This window comes from Methanoculleus frigidifontis (genome assembly GCF_030464345.1).
Classification (GTDB): Archaea; Halobacteriota; Methanomicrobia; order Methanomicrobiales; family Methanoculleaceae; genus Methanoculleus_A; species Methanoculleus_A frigidifontis.
Genome location: NZ_VCYH01000003.1, coordinates 145,343 through 164,314, shown reverse-complemented (window position 1 = coordinate 164,314; position 18,972 = coordinate 145,343). Strand labels below are relative to the sequence as shown.

The following is an 18,972-nucleotide window of genomic DNA, read 5'->3' as shown; positions in this document are numbered from 1 at the left end:
TACAACACTTTTTTCCCTCTCGCCGCTGAACCGGTTTTCGTCTGTGGCGCACGCTGCGCCACACGTGAGGTGAGATACCAATGGAAAACGGACCCAGAGGCGCAATCATCCAGCGCGACAGAGCGACCTACGCGATCGTACCCCGGACACCGGCCGGCATTGTCAGCCCCGAAGACCTGGAGAATATCGTCAAAGTCGTCCGGCGCTACGAGATCCCGGTCATCAAAATGACATCCGGGCAGCGGATGGTTCTTGTCGGGATCAAAGAGGAGGATGTCGAGAATATCTGGAACGAACTCGGCATGACGGTGGGGCAGGCGACCGCACCCTGCGTGCATTACGTGCAGGCATGCCCCGGAACCGTGGTCTGCAGGTACGGCAAACAGGACTCCCTCGGGCTCGGCCTCGGACTCGAGGAGATGTACCAGACCATGAACCTCCCCGCCAAACTCAAGATGGGGATCTCCGGCTGCCCGCGCTGCTGTGGGGAGAGCTACCTCCGCGATATCGGTGTTGTCGGGACTGCGAAAGGCTGGACCGTGATCATCGGCGGCAATTCCGGCGGACGCCCCCGGATCGGCGACGTGATGGCGAAAGATCTCTCCGATGACGAGGCCAGGGATCTCGTCAGGCGCCTGCTCGAGTACTACCGCGACCACGGCAGGCCGGGAGAGCGGACGGCGCGATTCGTCGAGCGGGTCGGTCTCGACGCAATCAGAAAAGACGTCCTTGCCTTCGCCCCGTACGTCCCGGTCGAAGAGACCCGTTCAGAATAAGGCCTATTCCGCTTCTTTTTTCCCGGCAGCGTCGATACGTTCCGCGTGGGCGATCATCTTGTTCACGTACTGCTTCTGGACGCAGGTGATGAAGGGGAGCGTGATCACCACGGCGTTTCGCACTCCGTTCTGGGTGTAGACGATCAGGCAGACGCGGTCATCGGCGAGGAAGAGGTACTCGAGCAGAAACGATGACCCGTCGACGGCGATAGGCCCCTGGTAGATCTTCTGGAAGATGTGCTCCTGGAAGAAATCGCAGAACGCCGTCGGCACGTGGAGCGACGCGTTGCCGAGCATGCGGCCGATCCCCCGCTTGCCGCTTGGGAGGAGAATGCTGACCGGGTGGACTGCCGACGCGTCGGCGAGCAGCCGGGCGAACTCACCGATCCGCTCGTAGTCCATACAGACGACGGCAAGTTCCCGCGAGACGCCGGCGACAAGCGACTCGACATGGCGGAGGATGCTCCACTCGCCCTGCACATACCAGATCGGCGAGTGCTTCGACCGGGCATCGAGGGAGAGGTTTTCGAGGTCGTGCACCGCATCGACCGCTGCCTGTTCCATGCTGCTCTTGAGCTGGTGGACGAAAACTGCGGGTTCGACCGGGATGTAGACATGCGGGTTTCCCCGCTGCACACTGACAAAACCCCGGTTCACAAGACCTTCGACGATGTCGTAGACACGGGGCCGGGGCACATCGCTGGCTTCATGGATCTGGCGTGCGGTCCCCTCGCCGATGCCGACGAGAGCGGCGTACACCCGTGCTTCGTACTCTTTCAGCCCGAGGGTCGTCAGGTTCCGGATCAGGTCATCCACTACTGTTACTCTTTCAGTTACAACATATTTAAACAATCGCAGGGCAGAGTACCTCTACGATTCTTCTCCCGGGTGAAGCCATGGATCTGCACCACCTTCTTGCACGCATCGTCAGGCGTATCGGCGGAGATCGGCGCCGGCCGGCCGGCGCCGCTTCGGCCGAGGTCCGCACCCTTCTGATCGATCCCTTCGCGGAGGACGCCGGCGGCGAGGCACACCCTGCTGCAGCCTCTGCCAGACGGATCGCCGCATCCTGCCGCCGGATGCAGGATGTCCGGACGAAGGGGGACCTCCTCCAGCTGCTTGCCCGGGAGGTGGAGGAGTGCAGCCTCCGCGACCTCGAACTGATGTACGCCGGGTTCGAAGCGAAGGTCGAAGGCCTGCCGGACGAGTATCGCACCCGGCTCCTCGAGGCGGTCAGACAGCAGATATTTTCAGCGCACCACCGCCTCCTCGTCCTCTCCCGGAGCGGGGCCGCCACCGCCATGAGCGACCCGCCGGCTCCGGCGCTGCCCGCATACTGCCGGATGGTCGCTGAGGCCTGCAGCGCGAAAGCGAAAGAGAAAGATCCGAAGTTCCTCTACCTGAAGTACCTCCTCGCCGGGTTCACTATCTTCGTGCTGGAGGAGCCGGCGCACCCCGTCGGCACCCCGTTCCCGGGCGGCCAGATCGTCGACGAATGGGAGGGGACCTACCTCTGCCCGGTCAGGGAGATGGCGGACGACGTCTCGTTCGCCCTCTGCCCCTACTGCCCGGCGGTGCAGAGCACCGAGCCGACCTACCCGGAGATGCGGGCACGCCGGGAGGAGCGGCGGCGGCGCGAGTGCCTGGCAAACTACTGGACGAACTACAAGGGATGAGATACGTATGAAGATTATTGATGTCATGAAGGAACCCGTCAGCCAGAGCCCGCACAACGTCGATGCCCGGAAGGTCTACGACACCGAGCACGCGACGGCGGTGGTGATCACCCTGCAGCCCGGCGAGGCTCTGAAGAAGCACATCACCCCGGTGGACGTCTTCTTCTACGTCCTGGAAGGGACGGGCGTCGTCGAGATCGGGGATGAGCGGAGCCGGGTCGGTGCAGACTGCCTGGTCGAGAGCCCGGCGGAGATCGCGCACCGCTGGATCAACGAGAGCGACCGGCCGTTCCGGGTGCTGGTCGTGAAGGTTCCGCGACCGACGAGCGGAACAAGGCTGCTCTGAGAGCATGGTCGTCGAAGCCGTCCCGAAGGTCATCGGGCTCATCTATGCCGTCGCCGCCACCGGTATCCTCATCGCCCTCTGGCGCTCGCAGCGGTTCTCGCGGCGGCGAGTCCTGCCCGTCCTCGCCGTCTCTGCCCTGTTCGGGTTCGTTATCTTTACCCCCGTCGCTCCCTACCAGTTCCAGCTCATCGTCCTCCGCGATATGGCGGCGCTCGGAGCTCCTCTGCCCCTGGCGGTCGCAGGGCTGGCGCTCTTCATCGCCGTCGCCCTCGGGTTCGGCAGGGTCTTCTGCAGTGCGGTCTGCCCTGCCGGAGCCGTGCAGGAGCTCGCGTTCCTGGCACCGGTCGTAAAACGCGGCAGAGCGGCCGGGAGGTTCTCTTCGACCGTCAGGGCGGGATTCTTCCTCGTCTTCCTCGCCGCCGGTTTCAGTCTGTCGGCAAACCTGCTCGCTCTCCTCGGATTTCGGGACTTCTTCTTCCTCGCAGCCTCGAGCGTATCGTTCTTCGTCTTCCTCGGGCTAGTCCTCCTCTCCACCGTCGTCTATCGCCCATTCTGCCGGTTCGTCTGCCCCTACGGCCTGCTGCTCGCGCTCGCGGCCGCCAGGAGCCGCACGAAGATCCGGCGGACCGATGCCTGTATCAACTGCGGAAAGTGCGAGCGCGTCTGTCCGGTCGACGAGGCGAAGATTGGGGATGCAAAGGCAGAGTGCTATCTCTGCGGGCGGTGTACCGAGAACTGCCCGGTGGACGGAGCGCTTCTGTATGGAAAGGAGCAGAAAGAGATATAGAGGAAAAAGAGAGACGAAACAGTATGTCAGAAGAGAAGCGGAATGAAATCCGGGGAAAGGTTCTCCGGCTCGGCGACCTTGTCGCCTACCAGGACGGAACGGTGGCGAGCCGGATGATCATCAACAAACCGTCGGGGAGCATCACGCTCTTCTCCTTCGACGAGGACGAGGGGCTGAGCGAGCACACGGCACCGTACGATGCGGTCGTAACGATCCTGGACGGCGAGTGCGAGGTCTGGGTGGCGGGGGAGACGCACCGGATGGGCGAGGGCGAGACGATCATCTTCCCGGCGAACGTCCCCCACGCGCTCTCCGCCATCACCCGGTTCAAGATGTCGCTCGTGATGATCCGGGAGTAGAGAGGATGACGAACGAGAAGGAAGGTGATTACTGCACTGTCTGCGGCGGCATCCGGCCGGACGCAATCACGACAAAGACGATCCTCGTCGACGGCAGGGAGACCGGGATCAACCGGCTCGACGAGATCATCGCCGGCGTGCGGAAACTGAACCTGACCGACACCGCCGCTATCCGGGAGAACCTGCTCAAGGCCGTCCAGGAATGCAACTATGTCCCGACGAAGAAGATGGACGCCTATGCGGATGCCATTCTGCAGGAATACCGAAACGCCGGGGAGTGAGCCCCGGCCTCCCTATTCATACGGACTGTTCCCAGCCCTGCCCCATGTCGACGAGCGGCCGGACGTCGGTGACCTCGAACTTCACCGTCGCGGCTATCATCTGCGCAGCCTGCTCGCCGACGGCCTCCGCGATCTGCCGCCGGTAGGTCTCGAGCCCCTCTCCCGAGGTCTCGAGCGACGTCATCTTCAGGTAGACCCGGATCCCTTTCCAGTCCATGACCGTCTCCCCCGGCTCCATGATCAGGTAGACGGCATGGGGGTTTTCGCGGAGGTCTGCAAGCGTGCGGTTCTCGCCTGACCCCATGACGACGGTCTTTTCGTCCACCATCTGCGGCGAGCCGTAGACGGCGGCATCGACCGCGCCCGACCCGTTTGAGGTGCCCAGAACTCCGATTCGCGGCTGTTTGTTGAAATATTCCATCAGTTTCGACGGCATCATGTCCACTTCCGTATAGTCTCCGGGATGGGGTTGCCGCCTTAAATACCCTTGGGAGCGACCCAAGCTGCTCACGCCGCCCCGAGCCGCTCCAAGAGGAGGAAGAAGATCTCAAACGCGATCAGCAGGATGATGACGACTTCGAGGAAGTGGGAGTGATGGATGTTCACCTCGTCGGAGAGCATGGTGTAGTTCCGGTGGATCACCGCGATCCGCCGGTCGACACTGGCCCGCCACTGCGAGATCCGCAGGACGCTGAGCGCCATGGCGTACACCCGGGCATAGTAGACGTCCTCGGTGATCTTGATGAGGTTGTCGACCTTGTCGGTGATCTCGGAGATGTCCGCCTGGGTCTCCATCAGCCGGGTCATGATGCCGTGGTACCGGCTCGTCCTGACGAACCGCGTCCTCTTCTCCGCAGCCTCGATGTCGTCGTACATCCGCTCCATCTGCACCGTGAGCACCCGGTCGTAGTACCGGAACTCCAGCGTCTGGACGAGGGCGTACTCGATCAGGTCGATGAGATCGATGAGATCTCCGGGCGATGCCGGGCCGATGAGCAGGGCGGCGTCCCACGAGAGGATCGTGCGATCGGCGGCGCCGTAACTGGAAGAGTATTTCAGGGTATCGTCGCGGGTCTGGGCGCTGTAGGCAATATCCTCCCCGAGGAGAACGACGACCGGGTCGAGCGCCGGATCGGTGCGATCGGTGATGTGGATGGTATAATCCTCATAAAAGTCGGGATCGAGAGGGATATCGCCGATATGCGGCGCCAGAACCTGTCGGATTTCGTCGAGGAATGCGGCGTACAGTGGATCGAAACCCTTCTGCCCTGCAAACTGGAGCGCCGTCACCTGGAGGGCGGCAGGAGTCCCCTGCTCCTCTTCGAGGGTAAAGCAGAGGCTGATTGCACCGATATCGTAGATCCGGGCAACCGTGCCCATCTGCCATTCGCGCCCCTCTATAGTAACCCTGACCGGCGGCAGCTCCATCACCAGCGGAGGGGCACCCATGCTGACCGATTTGGGCGAGACGCGGGTGAATCTGGCGCGGGCGGTGGTGTGGCCGACGGCGAGGCGCCGTTCGAGCAGGTCGAGATCGATGAGATCGCCGGCATCGTAGATCCGGTAAAAGCGTATCGCGTACGTATCCGTCACCTGTCTGCTCCCGTTTTCGGCGGCAGCCGCACGTAGCCGCCGATCCCGCGCGGGAGCTCTTCGTCTTTCAGTACACCCATTGGCCGCCTGCCGCTATTAAGAACATCCCCCTATCGCGGGTATGCCTACACGCTCATGAAAAACAAGCAGGAGTACGTGCAGTCGGCGCAGCCCTCACGGCCGTCACTCAGGCTCCCCGCCGCCACCCCTTCGGCGGAAGGTTCATCTCGAACCGCACGCCCTCTCCCGGAACCCCGGTCTCCCGGATGGTGATGCCGGTGATCTCCAGGATCTCCCGGGAGAGGAACAGGCCGAAACCGGTGTTCGACCCAAACCCGCGCCGGAAGATCTGCTCTTTGATCTTCTCCGGAACACCGACCCCGTCGTCTTCGTAGATCAGCACCGCACCCGAAGGCTGCATCGCAACGTCCAGCGATATCCGGGTCACCGTCCCGCCATGCCGGAGCGAGTTCTCGACCAGGTTATACAGCACCCGCTCAAACAGCGGGTCTGCAGAGACCAGCAGTCCTCCGGCCGTGCTCGACACCGCGACGCCCGAGAGATCGAACTCGTGCAGGACGTTCTCGAATACCGCTCCTGCATCCTGCCAGACAGGAGCCAGTATCCCGAGCTGCTGGTACTCCCGGGTGAAGAGGATCTGCCTGCGGACGGCATCCAGCTCGGTGTCCATTTTGATCAGAAACGTCCTGGCCGGCTCGTTTTCCGTCGACTCCCGCGCCAGCTCAAGGTATCCTCCAAGCACCATGATCCTATTCAGGGTATCGTGCCGCGTCATGCTGGAGAGGAGGTGCAGTTTGTTGTTCGCCTTCTGGAGAGCCTGTTCCGCACGCACCCTTTTTATATCCGAGACGACCCAGGCCGAGCAGAGGGCAAGAGCCAGCAGAATCCCTGCCGCAAGGACGATCAGCGATTGCGTACTCTGGCCGGCCGCACCGGAGGCTTCCAGGATCTCGGGAAGCGGTGTCGACAGGCCGATCGTCCAGGAATAGTTTCCGACGTGCACCGGCGTCCACGCCGCGATCTCGGCCCCTTTCTCCGGCAGCCAGATGTACCAGCCGGAGCCCTCCCGGACGTTCGCGACATCGGCGGTCATCTCCTCGAAGTGGCTTGCTCCCTGCTCCGCCTGGATGGCGAAGATCTCAGCCATACTTTTTCCGCGGTAGATATCGGGGAAGTCGGAGCTCTGGTCGAAGACCACGTGATCCGGGGCGTAGATCCAGGCGTCGCCGTTCTCCAGCAGGTGGATGGGCTCGATGAACTTCCTGAGCGCTTCCTGTTCGATATTCTCGATGTCCGTCCGTCCGAGAACCTCCGTCTGGACGGCGACGTACTCCTGCATGCCCCGTGCGGCTTCCCTGACCACCGCGAGTTCCGTCTGCTGGTACGATGCGATCGCCGTCTGGCTGACGGCCTCGCTCTGCTGGAAGACAAAGAATACTGACAGGACGAACAGGATGAGCACCGCAACAAAGACCAGAACATAGTGCGTGTTGGCCGGGAGCGACCGGCGTATCCGTTGGATCCCGTCGTGCCGGGAGAGAGAGTACGCCTGACCATACGCGTTTCACCGATCGTGCAGTTCTCCGGGACGCAGGGGAAGCGTAAGCGGAGCGATGAACATTCACCGGAACTGTGAACATCCCTTTTTTGCACGTTTGGAGCTATAAAACAATCGATTTTTGTTGTCGCCGTTAAACAGTATTTCAAGAGAAAAACATTCATAAATGCCAGATTCTTCCTGATGCGGATACCAGCTCTGCCGGAGCACAATCGACTCCGGCGGGGCAGGGGAGGCGCGGGTGTTATGCCTCTCCGACACCAACATACTGGACTGAAATGAAACTCGGGGTGCTGCTTTCAGGAGGGAAAGACTCCCTCTTCGCCTGTTACCGGGCGATGGAGAAGGAAGAGGTCGTCTGCCTGATCACCGTTGTCTCGCGGAACGACGAGAGCTATATGTTCCACACGCCGAATATCCATCTTGCGGCGCTCCAGGCAGAGGCAGCAGGCCTCCCGCTCGTCGAGGTGGAGACGGCCGGGGAAGAGGAGCGGGAACTTGACGACCTGCAGCGGGCGATCGCCCTCGCCCGGGACGAGCACGGGATCGAGGGCGTCGTCACCGGTGCGATCCTCTCGGTCTACCAGGCGACCCGCGTCCAGCGGATCTGCGCGGGTCTCGGCCTCTGGTGCTTCAACCCCCTCTGGCACACCGACCAGGCGGCCTATATGGAGGCGCTGCTCGCTGCAGGCTTTCGCGTCCTGATCGCCGGCGTCTTTGCGGAACCCTTCGACGAGACCTGGCTCGGCCGCGAGATCGACGCCGATACCCTGGCCGAGCTCCGCAGGCTGGCCGATCGCTACCGGATCTCGCTGACCGGCGAAGGCGGGGAGCTTGAGACGTTCGTCACCGATGCGCCCTTCTTTACACAACGGATCGTGGTCGACGAAGCCTCCGTGACCTACCGGAACCATAACGGCCGGTACACCATCCGGCAGGCACGGCTGGTGGCGAAATGATCCTGATCGTCGACCTCGGTTACCGGGAGAACTCGCTCGGCCTCGACGAGTTCGTCATGCCGATCGTGCATATCGTCCGCGAGGCGGGCGCGGACTGCTGCATCAGGCACTTCACCGACATCGACGAGGATATTCTCAGGCAGGCTGACGGCGTCATCCTCTGCGGCACCGCCCTCCGGGACAACCTCTTCGCGGACCGTATCGGTGAATTTGCGTGGCTGGAAGGCTTCGAAAAACCCGTGCTCGGCATCTGCGCCGGGATGCAGGTACTGACGCTGATCTTTGGCGGCAGCATCGAGGCCTGCGGCGAGATCGGCATGACCGATATCCGGGTCACCGCCGCGGATCCGCTCTTCGACGGCCGGGACGATTTTACGGCATACGAGCTGCACACCTTTTCAGTGAAACCGCCGGAACCGTTCACGGTTCTCGCCCACTCGGACCGCTGCATCCAGGCCGTCCGGCACCGGGCCCGCCCCCTCTACGGCGTGATCTTCCACCCGGAAGTGCGCAGCGAGTGGGTGGTGACCCGCTTCCTGCACCAGAATGGGCTCGTCGCCTGAACCGCCGGGGCTCCGGCGAATCTTTTATTACCGTCGTCACCGTTACAGGGGGATCGGACAGCCACAGCAGGGGCGTATCCGACATATGCAGACGCACGGGAGAGTTCTCCTTATCGGGGGCAGCAACGACGATGCAAAAATGATCAGCGAGAGCAGCGGCGAGTGCGACGTCGTCCGCCGCAGCCGGCCGGAAGACGCCGCAAAAACTCTAAGCGATGCTCCCTGCGATGTGGTGCTGCTGGACGCGGGACTCGCCGGGGCACTCGCACAGATAACAGAGGCGGCAGGCGACACGCCCATCATCCTCCTCGCCGATCCGGCCGACGAGCACCGGGCACGGCAAGCCGGAGCAGACGACTATCTCATCAGGCAGCGGCTGACCCCCGATCTCATCGCCCGCGTGATCCGCTGCGCTGCTTCCCGGCGGAGGGCGGCAGCGGTTCTCACCGAGCGCGAGAAGGAGCTCCGGTGCCTCTACGCTCTCGGCCGTCTCATCGAGGCGCCCGGGATCGGGCTCGACGAGATCTACCGGGGGGTGACCGGGCTGATCCCGGCCGCCATGCAATACGCGGACGACGCCTGCGCCCGGATCACCGTGCACGGCCGGGAATTTCAAACAGGAGCCTGCACCGAGACACCGTGGCGGCTGGAAAGCCCAATCGTGGTGTACGGAAAACCTGCAGGGAGGCTCGACGTCTGGTATCGCAGCGAGCACCCCGACGCGGGCGAAGGAGCGTTCCTTGCGGAAGAGCGGCTGCTCATCGACGCCGTCACCGAACGGCTCGGCCGGGTGACGGAACGGATACGTGCGGAGGAGACGCTGCGGGAGAGCGAAGAGCGCTATCGGAGCATCTTCACCGAAAGCCTGGCCCCCATGCTCCTCATCGACCCGGAGAGCGGCGAGATCGTGGATGCAAACGCTGCCGCATCCAAGTACTACGGCTATCCGCACAGCACGCTGACCGGCCTTCAGATCGCCGAGATCAACACGCTCGATCGCGACGAAGTCTTTGCGGAGATGGAGCGGGCACGGGCGGAGACGCGGAACCTCTTTCTCTTCCAGCACCGCCTTGCTACGGGCGAAGTCAGGGACGTCGAGGTCTACTCGGGCGCGATCACCGTCGGCGGCAGGCCGCTCCTCCACTCGATCGTCCACGATATCACCGAACGAAGAGATGCGGAGAGAAAGATACAGGACCGGAACCGGCAGCTCTCCATCATCAACCGGATCATCGGCACCGCGAGCAGGTCGGGCGCCGCCGGGGAACTGATGGAGAAGACCCTGGACCAGGCTATGGAACTGCTCAGCTTCGAGGGCGCCGGGATCGCCCTCATCGACGCCGAAGGGCGGGCAGTACCCGCCTGCCACCGGGGCATCGCCGCCGATATGCAGGACTGGACCGGGCCGCTCCCCTGCGACCGGGTGGCAAAGACCGGGACACCCGTCTTCGAGGAAGACGTTCCTCTCCCGTGCCTGGCGGAGGAGGGGGGAACGGAGTCCGGGTCGTGCGCCGGCCTTCCCCTCGCTTCGGACGGAACCATGATCGGCGTCATGACGCTGATCAGCACACGGCGGCACCGCTTTACGGACGAAGAGAAGAGCCTGCTCATCGCCATCGGGCAGGAAACCGGCAGAGCGCTCGACCGTCTCATGCTGCAGCGGCAGCTCGAAGCGGCGAACGAGCAGGCGAACTTCTACCTCGACGTGATGGCTCACGACATCAACAACGCCAATACGTCGTCGCTGCTCTACGCATCGCTGCTGGAGGAGATACTCACCGGCGAGGAGAAACAGTACGCCCGAAAACTGCTTGCCGGGATCCGGCAGAGCACGGAGATCATCGGGAACGTCTCGACGATCCGGCGGCTGCAGGAAGCAAATCCGCCCTTAAGCCCGGTCGATCTCGACACCGTCATCCGCGAGGTGATCCGCCTCTTCCCCGACGCGACCATCCGCTATGCCGGGGCGGACGCGACAGTCCTCGCGGACGACCTGCTGCCGGAGGTCTTTATCAACCTCATCGGCAACAGCCGCAAGTACGGCGGTACGGACGTCGTGATCGCGATCCGGGTCGATGACCGGGACGACAGGGTGCAGGTGACGGTCGAGGACACCGGTCCCGGCATCGCGGACACCGTGAAGCCCGGGGTATTCAACCGTTTCCGGACGGGTGGCCGGGGGAGGAGCGGAAAAGGGCTCGGCCTCTATATTACCCGCGTTCTCGTGGAGCGCTACGGCGGCAGCATCCGGGCTGATGACCGGCTGTGCGGCCGGCCGGAGGAAGGTGCGGCGTTCCGGTTCACGCTGCCGAAGCGTTCGGCAGACCCTACTTCCCGTGGAGGTTGATGGTGTTGATCAGGGCGGCGAACCCGTCGAGCTCCATCTGCAGCACCGCGCTCTTCGTCATGCCCATGCTGGTCTCGGCGTCCGCGGTCAGGGTCTCAGGCCCCCGGACGACCTCCCGGTAGACACCGTCTGCGGAGAGGACCTTCTGCGCCTCCCCGTCGTGCACAAACGCCCTGCCCGGGATGATGACGACCTCCTCGAGCTTTGCCGGGTCGATCTCCCGGAGATCGTCGAGGGTGATCAGGCAGGCGATATCCTTCTTTACCTTGACAACCCGGGACTGATACCCCCGGATCTGCAGGACCCGCTGGATGAACGGTGCAGCAACGCTCCCGGTGATAACCGACGCACGCTTCCTGACGCGGGGGAGTTTCTTTAAGAGATCGGGTTCGTGCAGGATGGCGAACGGAGAGCCGATATCGGGGTCGCCGAGGGGCGTGCCGCTGACCTTCATGGAGAAGCGTTCGTTCATGGCCGTGACCGTCCCCGCAAACTCCTTCACGGTCTGGACACCCTGCCCCTTGATGATCGGAGCGTTGCCGAGGATCAGCCCCTGCTCAAGCGTATTTGCAAACCGCATCAGGATGAGGCCGCGCACGCCCCGCTCATCCAGCCATTCGCAGGTCTCTTCGAGCACCGCACCGTCGTTCACGCCCGGGAGGATCACGGCTGCGGCGTAGACGTCGATCTCCTCGGCGAGCCGCTCCAGCACCCGAAGCGATGCCTCCGGCGTCGGGTCGTGCATCCAGCGTTTCCGGAGCGCAGGGTCTGATGCGAAGACGGTGTAGGAGACCTCGGCAAGGCCGCAGTCGATGAGATGATCGGCGATGGCCGGGTCGTCGAAGCCCTTCCCGCTGGTGTAGCCGATGTGGAGCGGCGCCTCCAGGGAGGAGAGCAGGTCGACGAGGTCGGCAAACGCCGGGTAGCAGCTCGGGTCGCCGCCGCCGCTGATGGTGACACGGGTGATGTCGTCGCTGCTGACGCTGATGTTGGCCAGTGTCTCATCCGCAACCGTCCGGAGGTCTTTGAAGCCCTGGTAGCCTTCCCGGACGCCCCGGGTGCAGTAGTCGCATCCGACAGAGAACGGGAGGCAGTAGCGGCACCCGAACGCCTGCGTACCGGAGACGTGCTTGAAGTAACAGTACTCGCAGAAGCCCCTGCAGTCGAGCCCGGGGCGGCCGCCGATATCAACGGTGAGATGAGACATACGTTGCGTATACTCTGTCGCCACTCGCATAATGACTTTGTGATAGCGGTTTTCAGGGTCTCAGTCGGTCGTTATTTCTCTTCCGGCTTCTCGGCGAGATGCTCCAGCATGACCAGAAGATCCATCTCGTCGAACCTGGGGTACCGGAGCAGCCGGGAGTAGTCCCGGGTGACGTGGTAGTGGTACTGCCCGTAGAGGTAGATGAGCATGTAGCTGAAGAGATTGCAGACGCGCCGGCTCGAGGTGTAGACGATCTGCCGCGGGTCGTAACGGCAGAGGATCGAGCCCTCGCGGAAGATCCGCACCGACAGATCGTAGTCCTCCAGGAGCGAGATGTCCCGATGTCCCTGGATCCGGTCGTAGGCAGCGCGGGTGACGGCGATGTTCGATCCGATCAGCCGGTAGTAGTTGAAGATGTGGAAGAGGTGGTACTGTTTTCGCCAGATCTGGAGGATGTCGGAGCGGATCGTCCGGTCGCAGAAGCGGATGGGGCCGGTGCTGGCGTCGTAGCGGCCCGCGAGCAGGTTCTCGGCGATCGCCGGCAGCCAGGTCGGGGCATGACAGGTGTCGGCGTCGGTGAAGACAAGAACGCTGCCGGAAGCGGCGTCGGCACCGTCCCGCCGGGCACCGCCGATCCCCTGCCGCTTCTGCGCAACGATGCTGTCGGCGTACTGCCCGGCGACGGAGCAGGTGCCGTCCGACGAGTCGCCGTCCACGACGATGATCTCGTACAGATCACGCGCCATTCGCTGATCTGTCAGCGACCGCAGGCAGGTGCCGATGGTCTCCGCTTCGTTCCGGGCGGGGATGATCACGGAGATGACGAATTCGTCATCGCATGACCCGGCCGCAGGGCTTCGTCGCGACATAGGCAACTTCCGATGGTGCGCTACGTGGCATGCCTCCCACTTAAGGATGATCCTGCCCGGGTTTGCATGCCCCGCCGGGTGGATGGCTCCGCCCCGGCCGGCGAGGGGCAGGGTTTTTACCTGAAGCGGGGGCATATGCCTCCTTTGGTGAGCGCACCATGAGAACGAGCCACCGGCTGCTGCTCCGACTCTACCACGACCCCGCGTGCGACTTCGACCGGGTCGCCGTGACCTACGTCGACCGCGGGGCGCCCGGCGACGTCTCGACGGTCGCAGGACCGGCGATCAGCGCTCTCGACGCCTACTACCTGGAGATCGCCGAGGGCGACCGGACGGCCTGCATCCCCTACCACCGGATCCGCGAGATCCGCTACGGCGACCGGGTTCTCTGGAGCCGGGAGGGAGTATCGGCACGGAGCAGCGGGGGATAGGTATGCAAACGCCATCCTTTTTATCCGGGAGTGCCAATGTATATGCTGCGCCCCAGTGGCTTAGCTGGCAGAGCGGCTGACTTGTAATCAGCAGGCCCCGAGTTCAAATCTCGGCTGGGGCTTTCATTATTTTGGTTCACATCTCTCGGAGGGATCTCTTTTGCGGTCAGGTTTCGATGTGTACCCGTCCACCGAAGGGTAGTCGATCCGGCGTGAGGACGATCCTGGCGGGTGCATGTCGCTGCCCGGCAAGGAGAGAGAGCCAAATTTCTCGATGATCTGATGCAGTTCGGCGATTGAGGGAATCAAGTGCCCGCAAAATCCCGTGCGAGCGCCGGCATGCGCCCGGGTTGATCGATACTATTAATTATGAATTCTGCATATGTGCCATTAACGAGTACATCCATCCTGAAAAATTGCCGTACATGCATCCGGGTGAAGTGGACCAGAGAGGGGAGGGCGTGTCTCCACAACGACTCCATTCAGGAGAGGTGACCTTGCGGGGAGCTGTTTGCAATGAATATCGCAGGTTCTGAAATGCCCCACCTGTCCGGCATTCACAAAGAAATCCTTGCATTCGTCGGCATCACATTTATTCTGACGTATGCCTTTGATCTCTGGCTGATCGTCACCTTCGGGGACATCAGCAAGGTACCGCCGTACAGCACCCTTGTACAGATGCTGATCCCTGCGGCGGTCGCAATATTCTGCGCCTGTTTCTTCCGGGATCGTACACTCACACCGGCGTCAAAGGTATTTTTTGCAGTATTTGCCGTCAATGCCGCCGTATTCCTCTGGGAGATGACCATCGGCCCGATCATCCCGGCAACGCTGGTTACCCTGCCGATCTACCGGTTCATGCCGACCCTATCCATCATCGTTTCAGTCGCAAGCGTCTTCATCCTCATAGGAATAAACCTGGTGAAGCGGTCGCGCGAGGAACTCTACCCCGCGGGGCTGTCGTTTGGCAGGAACCTTAAGTGGTATGCCATCATCCCCGGACTGTTCACTGTTCTCTTCTTCGCCGCCTATTATCTGAACCATACCTTCGGTTTCGGAGATCCCTTCATCGAGTACAGTCTGGAGGCTTTCTGGGCAGGCCTGGCCGTCAACCTCCTCATCGGTTTTTGTGTCGGGTGGTACTTCTACTTCGGCGAAGAGTATGGGTGGAGGGTGTATCTCCAGGACCGCCTCTTCACGGTGCTTGGGGGGAGAAAAGGGGTTCTGCTGCTCGGGGTCGTCTGGGGGCTCTGGCACAGCGGCCTGATTCTCATGGGCATGAACTACCCGGGCCAGCCCGTCCTCGGCAATGCGGTCATGATACTGCTCGCCGTCGTCATGGGGGTCTTCTACAGCATCGCCGTGCTGAAGACGGGGAGCGTCTGGATTGCAGTACTCCTCCACCTGATTACGGACACCATGGAGCCCCTTGCATGGCTGTACCTCTCCTACCCGGCCGATATGATCTCCTCGTTCGGGACGGGGATATACGGGATCGCCATCATGGGCATCGCAGCGGTTCTGCTCCTCCGGCTTGACATCTGGGATCAGGTCAGGCTCCTGATCTCAGAACGGCAGTCTGCCGAGAGCGTCCCAGATCAAAAGCCGGTGGGACCGGTTCGGGAGGAACCTTCCGAACCGGCACCGTAAAAATTCGCAATCCTCATCACGCCCATTCCATCCCCACTCCCGGGCCATCCGCATCGGGGAAAATGAGCAGGAGGGCGCGTCAGAGCCCCCCTGCAGGAGAGGACACCGGCGGTACCGGGATGGTTCCCCTCTTCATCACTCGCTGCCACCGGCAGACGCCGCCTCCCGTGCCACCGCGTACCCGGGATACCAGAGCGTAAAGGCCATCCTACCACGAAACTGGCCCACGGGATGAACATCTGCAGGAGCCCCGGGGGAGTGGGGCTCCCGTACTCGAAGACCATCTCACCGAGGCCGACCGTAAGAGTGATCGCCCAGACACCGGTGAGGATACGGTTGATTGAGAGGTACTCAGGCATTTTTCTCCCCTCTTCGCTCACATCCTCCCCTGCATAATCCATGGTGAACGGGCGTCCGGCAAGGAGCGAACCCCACGACAGCGCTGCGAGGGTTCCGTAGGCGAGGATACCCAAGAACCCGGCGACCGGCACGCTCTGAAGGCCGATGACCGCTATGCACATAACGACGAAGAACACGAGCGTCGTTACGGGGAAGAGGTATCTTTTCCTGATGCCATTGAAATTGAGGACGACGGTGGAGACGAGACCGGCAATGAGTGCGATGCCGAGTTCCTCCATCGTATCTCCCGGGAGGAGGCAGAAGCTGATCCAGGGCGCGAATTCTGCGGCAAGCTGCTTGAGAATATTCATCGAATCGCTCGTAAAGAGAAATCACGGGATTACCAGATAATTCCAGCAATTTTGATTTCGGCTCCCCGGAGAAGTCTGGATACGAGGTCTTCGGAGAGGGTGCATCCAGGGACGCCGGCCCCGAGGCGAGGCGACCGCCCCGCTCCCCGTCCTTAAAGAACCCCATGCTGCCGTTTTTTCAGGTTTTATCGGGTGTTTCGGATCGCGGATCGCAGAACCGCAAAAAAGCGAAGCATATCGCCCAAATACCTGAGAAACGGAAAATTTACCGAGCTATAACGGCCATATGAGGAGAGGTAATTCCCGGAGGATGGCTATGGCTCCCGGTGAGAACGGCCGTCTGAAGGCTTTCGGTGATGGTCGAAATTCCGGCGGATCCTGCCCGGATTGCCGATATATATGCATTGGTTGAGCCGAGGCCTCCGGGAAAAACCGGGAGGATTGCTCAAGCAGGGGAAGGAGGAGCTATCCCGGCAAGATCCGGCCAATAATTCCCGAAGAATCTGATGGTATAACCGAAATCGAGGAATCAAAGGCAATATTTTAGCGAATCCTGGAAACGAGAGGCGGCGCTGGAGATAGAGAATCTTCATACCCAGGAAGGACATAATCCTCCCATAGGAGCAGGAGAATGGAGTCACAGAGCCGGACTTTTCAGGACGCAATCATCGATTTCCTACCGGATGCAACGCTGGTTATCGATCGGGAAGGAACGGTCATCGCGTGGAACAAGGCGATGGAGGCGCTGACCGGCGTCCCGGCAGAGGCCATGCTCGGGAAGGGCAACTACGAGTACGCGGTCCCGTTCTACGGGACGCAGAAACCGATGCTGGCAAACCTCATCTTCATGTCTGAGTCCGATATCGAGAAGCGGTACGATTCCGTGGAGCGGAGCGGAGATACCCTCGTGGTCGATATCTTCATTCCCGACTTCCGGCCGGGCGGGACGTTCTTCTGGGCCAAGGCCAGCCCGCTCTATGACTCCAAAGGCAACGTCACCGGTGCCATCGAGACGATCCGGGACATCACCGACCGGAAACGCGCCGAACAGGAGATCGTCCGATCCCGGAGGAGTCTTGCAGACATCATCAGTTTTCTCCCCGACGCCACATTTGCCATCGACAGGGAGGGCTTTGTCATTACGTGGAATCGGGGAATGGAGGAACTGACCGGAATTCCCGCTGCATCCATGATCGGAAAAGGGGCCTACGAATATGCCCTCCCGTTTTACCAGGAACAAAGACCGATGCTGGCAAACCTCATCCTCATGCCGGAGGCGGAAGTGGAGAGCCGCTATACCCATGTGCAACGGGAAGGAGATACGCTTGTGGTGGACACGTTCATTCCGAGCCTCCGGGGAAGATCGGGCCGGTACTTCTGGGCCAAGGCAAGCCCGCTCTACGATCCGGAAGGCAACGTCACCGGCGCCATCGAGTCGATCCGGGACATCACCGAGCGCCGCGAGCTGGAGGGACGGCTTGCCCGTTCGAATGCCGAACTCCAGATCGCCGCGGAGATCCAGACGAGCTTCATGCCGAAGGTGATCCCCCAGATCGCGGGGTTCGATATCGCTGCACGCGCAGTCATGGCAAAAGAAGTCGGCGGCGATTTCTTCGATGTGATACCCTTTGAGATCATCGCCTTGAACAAAGGGACGCTCGGGCTCCTCATTGCCGATGTTGCCGGAAAAGGCGTTCCGGCAGCCCTTTTTATGGCATTGTCCCGTATCGTGGTAAGGGTGAATGCACTCTGGCACCGCGATCCGGCAAAGGCGATCTCCGACTCCAACAATATTATTGCCCAGGATGCCAAGTCCGGCATGTTTGTCACCCTCTTCTTCGGAACGCTCAGCGAAGGGGACAGGACCCTGACGTACGTGAATGCCGGCCACAACCCCCCGGTGGTATTCCGGAGCCGGACCGAGACGCTCGAGGAGCTCCTGCCCACCGGCATCGTGCTTGGCGCATTCGAGAACCAGGAATATTTTTCCCGGTCCCTGTCGATCGGCCCGGACGATCTCGTCGTCATGTATACCGACGGCGTCACGGAAGCGATCAATGCAGAGGAAGAACTGTTCGGGACAGACCGGCTCACCGCAATCATACGGGAAACCGCCCGGCTTCCGGCGCAGGAGATTCTCGACCGGATTCTATCCGGTGTCCGGGAGTTTTCCGGGGACATGCCCCAGTTTGACGACATCACGCTGCTGGTGATCAAAGGAACCCGATAGACAGGACATCCTTCGCCGATCTTTTTTATCCCGGTGGTTTGCGGATTCATCTGCAGGAATGCAGGAGACCCGTGCTCACGCACGCAAAGACCGTTTCACGGAGGTCGACCGTAAGAGTAGCCATCCATACACCGGTGAGGATACGGCTGATCGAGAGGTATCCGGGAGTTTGTCGCTCCGCTTCATGCACACACATCCCCTGCAGAATCCATGATGAACGGACACCCGGCAACGAGCGATCCTCACGACAGCGCTGCGAGGGATCATCCGGAGAGAATATTCAGGTACCGCCGATGCGTGCGATACCGGGTACCTCCGTCGGATCTCCGGGAGGGCTCTTCAACAGCACACAGCCGTCGACGTGAGCACCTCGAGTCGGGGTGAACCGCCCCTCTCCCCGTCCTGAAAGATGCCCATATTGCCGTTCTTCTCCGGTTTTACCGGGCGTTTCGGATCGCGGTTCTGTGATCCGCGATAAACCGAAGCATATCACCCAGATCCCTGAAAAACGGAAGATTCATCGAGATATAACGCCGATCTGAGCCGGACCGATTCCGGAGGATGTTCTACCATAGCTCGCGGTGAGAACGACCGTCTGAGGGCTTCTGT

19 protein-coding genes and 1 tRNA gene are annotated in these 18,972 nt (G+C 61.7%); 13 read left to right on the top strand and 7 right to left on the bottom strand.

Annotation, left to right across the window (positions count from 1 at the left end; translation table 11 throughout):
- Positions 1–80: 80 nt before the first annotated feature.
- Entirely contained in the window at positions 81–776 is a 696-nt protein-coding gene (locus FGU65_RS05635) for a ferredoxin-like domain-containing protein (protein WP_301663449.1), read from the top strand.
- A 3-nt stretch (positions 777–779) separates the two neighbouring features.
- Here FGU65_RS05635 and FGU65_RS05630 read toward each other — a convergent pair whose 3' ends face one another.
- Positions 780–1,592, bottom strand: coding sequence for a TrmB family transcriptional regulator (locus FGU65_RS05630; protein WP_301663448.1), 813 nt, complete (start codon positions 1,590–1,592; stop codon positions 780–782).
- 80 nt (positions 1,593–1,672) lie between these two features.
- Here FGU65_RS05630 and FGU65_RS05625 point away from each other — a divergent pair, with 80 nt between their 5' ends.
- From FGU65_RS05625 to FGU65_RS05605, 5 genes are read left to right on the top strand one after another with little or no spacing between them, the layout of a single operon-like run.
- Positions 1,673–2,452, top strand: a complete 780-nt coding sequence (locus FGU65_RS05625) for a DUF2115 domain-containing protein (protein ID WP_301663447.1) — start codon at positions 1,673–1,675, stop codon at positions 2,450–2,452.
- Positions 2,453–2,459: 7 nt separating this feature from the next.
- Positions 2,460–2,798, top strand: a complete 339-nt coding sequence (locus tag FGU65_RS05620; RefSeq protein ID WP_301663446.1) for a cupin domain-containing protein — start codon at positions 2,460–2,462, stop codon at positions 2,796–2,798.
- Between the two features lie 4 nt (positions 2,799–2,802).
- Entirely contained in the window at positions 2,803–3,585 is a 783-nt protein-coding gene (locus FGU65_RS05615; RefSeq protein ID WP_301663445.1) for a 4Fe-4S binding protein, read from the top strand.
- A gap of 23 nt (positions 3,586–3,608) precedes the next feature.
- Positions 3,609–3,944 (top strand): cupin domain-containing protein, encoded by a 336-nt coding sequence (locus FGU65_RS05610; protein ID WP_301663444.1) that lies wholly within the window; start codon positions 3,609–3,611, stop codon positions 3,942–3,944.
- Between the two features lie 5 nt (positions 3,945–3,949).
- On the top strand, positions 3,950–4,225 hold the full coding sequence (locus FGU65_RS05605; RefSeq protein ID WP_301663443.1) for an NAC family transcription factor: 276 nt from the start codon (positions 3,950–3,952) through the stop codon (positions 4,223–4,225).
- A gap of 16 nt (positions 4,226–4,241) precedes the next feature.
- Here the strand turns inward: FGU65_RS05605 and FGU65_RS05600 are convergent, their stop codons facing one another.
- The 3 genes from FGU65_RS05600 to FGU65_RS05590 all read right to left on the bottom strand — a co-directional run bounded on the left by FGU65_RS05600 (position 4,242) and on the right by FGU65_RS05590 (position 7,301).
- Positions 4,242–4,664, bottom strand: a complete 423-nt coding sequence (locus FGU65_RS05600; protein ID WP_301663442.1) for a pyridoxamine 5'-phosphate oxidase family protein — start codon at positions 4,662–4,664, stop codon at positions 4,242–4,244.
- Between the two features lie 68 nt (positions 4,665–4,732).
- Positions 4,733–5,818: an RMD1 family protein gene (locus FGU65_RS05595; protein WP_301663441.1), complete on the bottom strand. Its 1,086-nt coding sequence runs from the start codon at positions 5,816–5,818 to the stop codon at positions 4,733–4,735.
- A gap of 187 nt (positions 5,819–6,005) precedes the next feature.
- Positions 6,006–7,301, bottom strand: coding sequence for a sensor histidine kinase (locus FGU65_RS05590; protein ID WP_301663440.1), 1,296 nt, complete (start codon positions 7,299–7,301; stop codon positions 6,006–6,008).
- Positions 7,302–7,675: 374 nt separating this feature from the next.
- Between FGU65_RS05590 and FGU65_RS05585 the strand changes: the two genes are divergently transcribed.
- The 3 genes from FGU65_RS05585 to FGU65_RS05575 all read left to right on the top strand — a co-directional run bounded on the left by FGU65_RS05585 (position 7,676) and on the right by FGU65_RS05575 (position 11,266).
- Positions 7,676–8,356: a diphthine--ammonia ligase gene (locus tag FGU65_RS05585; protein WP_301663439.1), complete on the top strand. Its 681-nt coding sequence runs from the start codon at positions 7,676–7,678 to the stop codon at positions 8,354–8,356.
- Positions 8,353–8,919, top strand: a complete 567-nt coding sequence (locus FGU65_RS05580; protein ID WP_301663438.1) for a type 1 glutamine amidotransferase — start codon at positions 8,353–8,355, stop codon at positions 8,917–8,919. Before FGU65_RS05585 ends, FGU65_RS05580 begins: the two co-directional genes overlap by 4 nt.
- A 139-nt stretch (positions 8,920–9,058) precedes the next feature.
- On the top strand, positions 9,059–11,266 hold the full coding sequence (locus FGU65_RS05575; protein ID WP_301663437.1) for an ATP-binding protein: 2,208 nt from the start codon (positions 9,059–9,061) through the stop codon (positions 11,264–11,266).
- Here FGU65_RS05575 and mmp10 read toward each other — a convergent pair.
- Both mmp10 and FGU65_RS05565 read right to left on the bottom strand, forming a co-directional pair.
- Positions 11,247–12,473, bottom strand: a complete 1,227-nt coding sequence (mmp10, locus tag FGU65_RS05570; protein WP_301663436.1) for a methyl coenzyme M reductase-arginine methyltransferase Mmp10 — start codon at positions 12,471–12,473, stop codon at positions 11,247–11,249. The two genes, FGU65_RS05575 and mmp10, sit on opposite strands and share 20 nt — an antisense overlap.
- 71 nt (positions 12,474–12,544) lie before the next feature.
- Complete coding sequence (locus tag FGU65_RS05565) at positions 12,545–13,477, bottom strand: glycosyltransferase family 2 protein (RefSeq protein WP_301663435.1); 933 nt, start codon at positions 13,475–13,477, stop codon at positions 12,545–12,547.
- 23 nt (positions 13,478–13,500) lie between these two features.
- Between FGU65_RS05565 and FGU65_RS05560 the strand changes: the two genes are divergently transcribed.
- The 3 genes from FGU65_RS05560 to FGU65_RS05550 all read left to right on the top strand — a co-directional run bounded on the left by FGU65_RS05560 (position 13,501) and on the right by FGU65_RS05550 (position 15,423).
- Positions 13,501–13,773 (top strand): DUF504 domain-containing protein, encoded by a 273-nt coding sequence (locus FGU65_RS05560; RefSeq protein WP_301663434.1) that lies wholly within the window; start codon positions 13,501–13,503, stop codon positions 13,771–13,773.
- 49 nt (positions 13,774–13,822) lie between these two features.
- Positions 13,823–13,895 (top strand) — tRNA-Thr (locus FGU65_RS05555).
- A gap of 394 nt (positions 13,896–14,289) precedes the next feature.
- Positions 14,290–15,423, top strand: coding sequence for a CPBP family intramembrane glutamic endopeptidase (locus FGU65_RS05550; RefSeq protein ID WP_301663433.1), 1,134 nt, complete (start codon positions 14,290–14,292; stop codon positions 15,421–15,423).
- Here FGU65_RS05550 and FGU65_RS05545 read toward each other — a convergent pair.
- Positions 15,372–16,133, bottom strand: a complete 762-nt coding sequence (locus FGU65_RS05545) for a hypothetical protein (protein WP_301663432.1) — start codon at positions 16,131–16,133, stop codon at positions 15,372–15,374. The two genes, FGU65_RS05550 and FGU65_RS05545, sit on opposite strands and share 52 nt — an antisense overlap.
- Positions 16,134–16,764: 631 nt before the next feature.
- Between FGU65_RS05545 and FGU65_RS05540 the strand changes: the two genes are divergently transcribed.
- On the top strand, positions 16,765–18,363 hold the full coding sequence (locus tag FGU65_RS05540; protein ID WP_301663431.1) for a SpoIIE family protein phosphatase: 1,599 nt from the start codon (positions 16,765–16,767) through the stop codon (positions 18,361–18,363).
- The last annotated feature ends 609 nt before the right edge of the window (positions 18,364–18,972 follow it).

Excerpts from the sequence above, each read along its gene's own strand:
- FGU65_RS05635 (WP_301663449.1), top strand. The coding sequence starts at position 81 with ATGGAAAACGGACCCAGAGGCGCAATCATCCAGCGCGACAGAGCGACC.
- FGU65_RS05625 (WP_301663447.1), top strand. The coding sequence starts at position 1,673 with ATGGATCTGCACCACCTTCTTGCACGCATCGTCAGGCGTATCGGCGGA.
- FGU65_RS05620 (WP_301663446.1), top strand. The coding sequence starts at position 2,460 with ATGAAGATTATTGATGTCATGAAGGAACCCGTCAGCCAGAGCCCGCAC.
- FGU65_RS05615 (WP_301663445.1), top strand. The coding sequence starts at position 2,803 with ATGGTCGTCGAAGCCGTCCCGAAGGTCATCGGGCTCATCTATGCCGTC.
- FGU65_RS05610 (WP_301663444.1), top strand. The coding sequence starts at position 3,609 with ATGTCAGAAGAGAAGCGGAATGAAATCCGGGGAAAGGTTCTCCGGCTC.
- FGU65_RS05605 (WP_301663443.1), top strand. The coding sequence starts at position 3,950 with ATGACGAACGAGAAGGAAGGTGATTACTGCACTGTCTGCGGCGGCATC.
- FGU65_RS05600 (WP_301663442.1), bottom strand. The coding sequence starts at position 4,664 with ATGATGCCGTCGAAACTGATGGAATATTTCAACAAACAGCCGCGAATC.
- FGU65_RS05585 (WP_301663439.1), top strand. The coding sequence starts at position 7,676 with ATGAAACTCGGGGTGCTGCTTTCAGGAGGGAAAGACTCCCTCTTCGCC.
- FGU65_RS05580 (WP_301663438.1), top strand. The coding sequence starts at position 8,353 with ATGATCCTGATCGTCGACCTCGGTTACCGGGAGAACTCGCTCGGCCTC.
- FGU65_RS05575 (WP_301663437.1), top strand. The coding sequence starts at position 9,059 with ATGATCAGCGAGAGCAGCGGCGAGTGCGACGTCGTCCGCCGCAGCCGG.
- mmp10 (WP_301663436.1), bottom strand. The coding sequence starts at position 12,473 with ATGTCTCATCTCACCGTTGATATCGGCGGCCGCCCCGGGCTCGACTGC.
- FGU65_RS05565 (WP_301663435.1), bottom strand. The coding sequence starts at position 13,477 with ATGCCCCCGCTTCAGGTAAAAACCCTGCCCCTCGCCGGCCGGGGCGGA.
- FGU65_RS05560 (WP_301663434.1), top strand. The coding sequence starts at position 13,501 with ATGAGAACGAGCCACCGGCTGCTGCTCCGACTCTACCACGACCCCGCG.
- FGU65_RS05550 (WP_301663433.1), top strand. The coding sequence starts at position 14,290 with ATGAATATCGCAGGTTCTGAAATGCCCCACCTGTCCGGCATTCACAAA.
- FGU65_RS05545 (WP_301663432.1), bottom strand. The coding sequence starts at position 16,133 with ATGAATATTCTCAAGCAGCTTGCCGCAGAATTCGCGCCCTGGATCAGC.
- FGU65_RS05540 (WP_301663431.1), top strand. The coding sequence starts at position 16,765 with ATGGAGTCACAGAGCCGGACTTTTCAGGACGCAATCATCGATTTCCTA.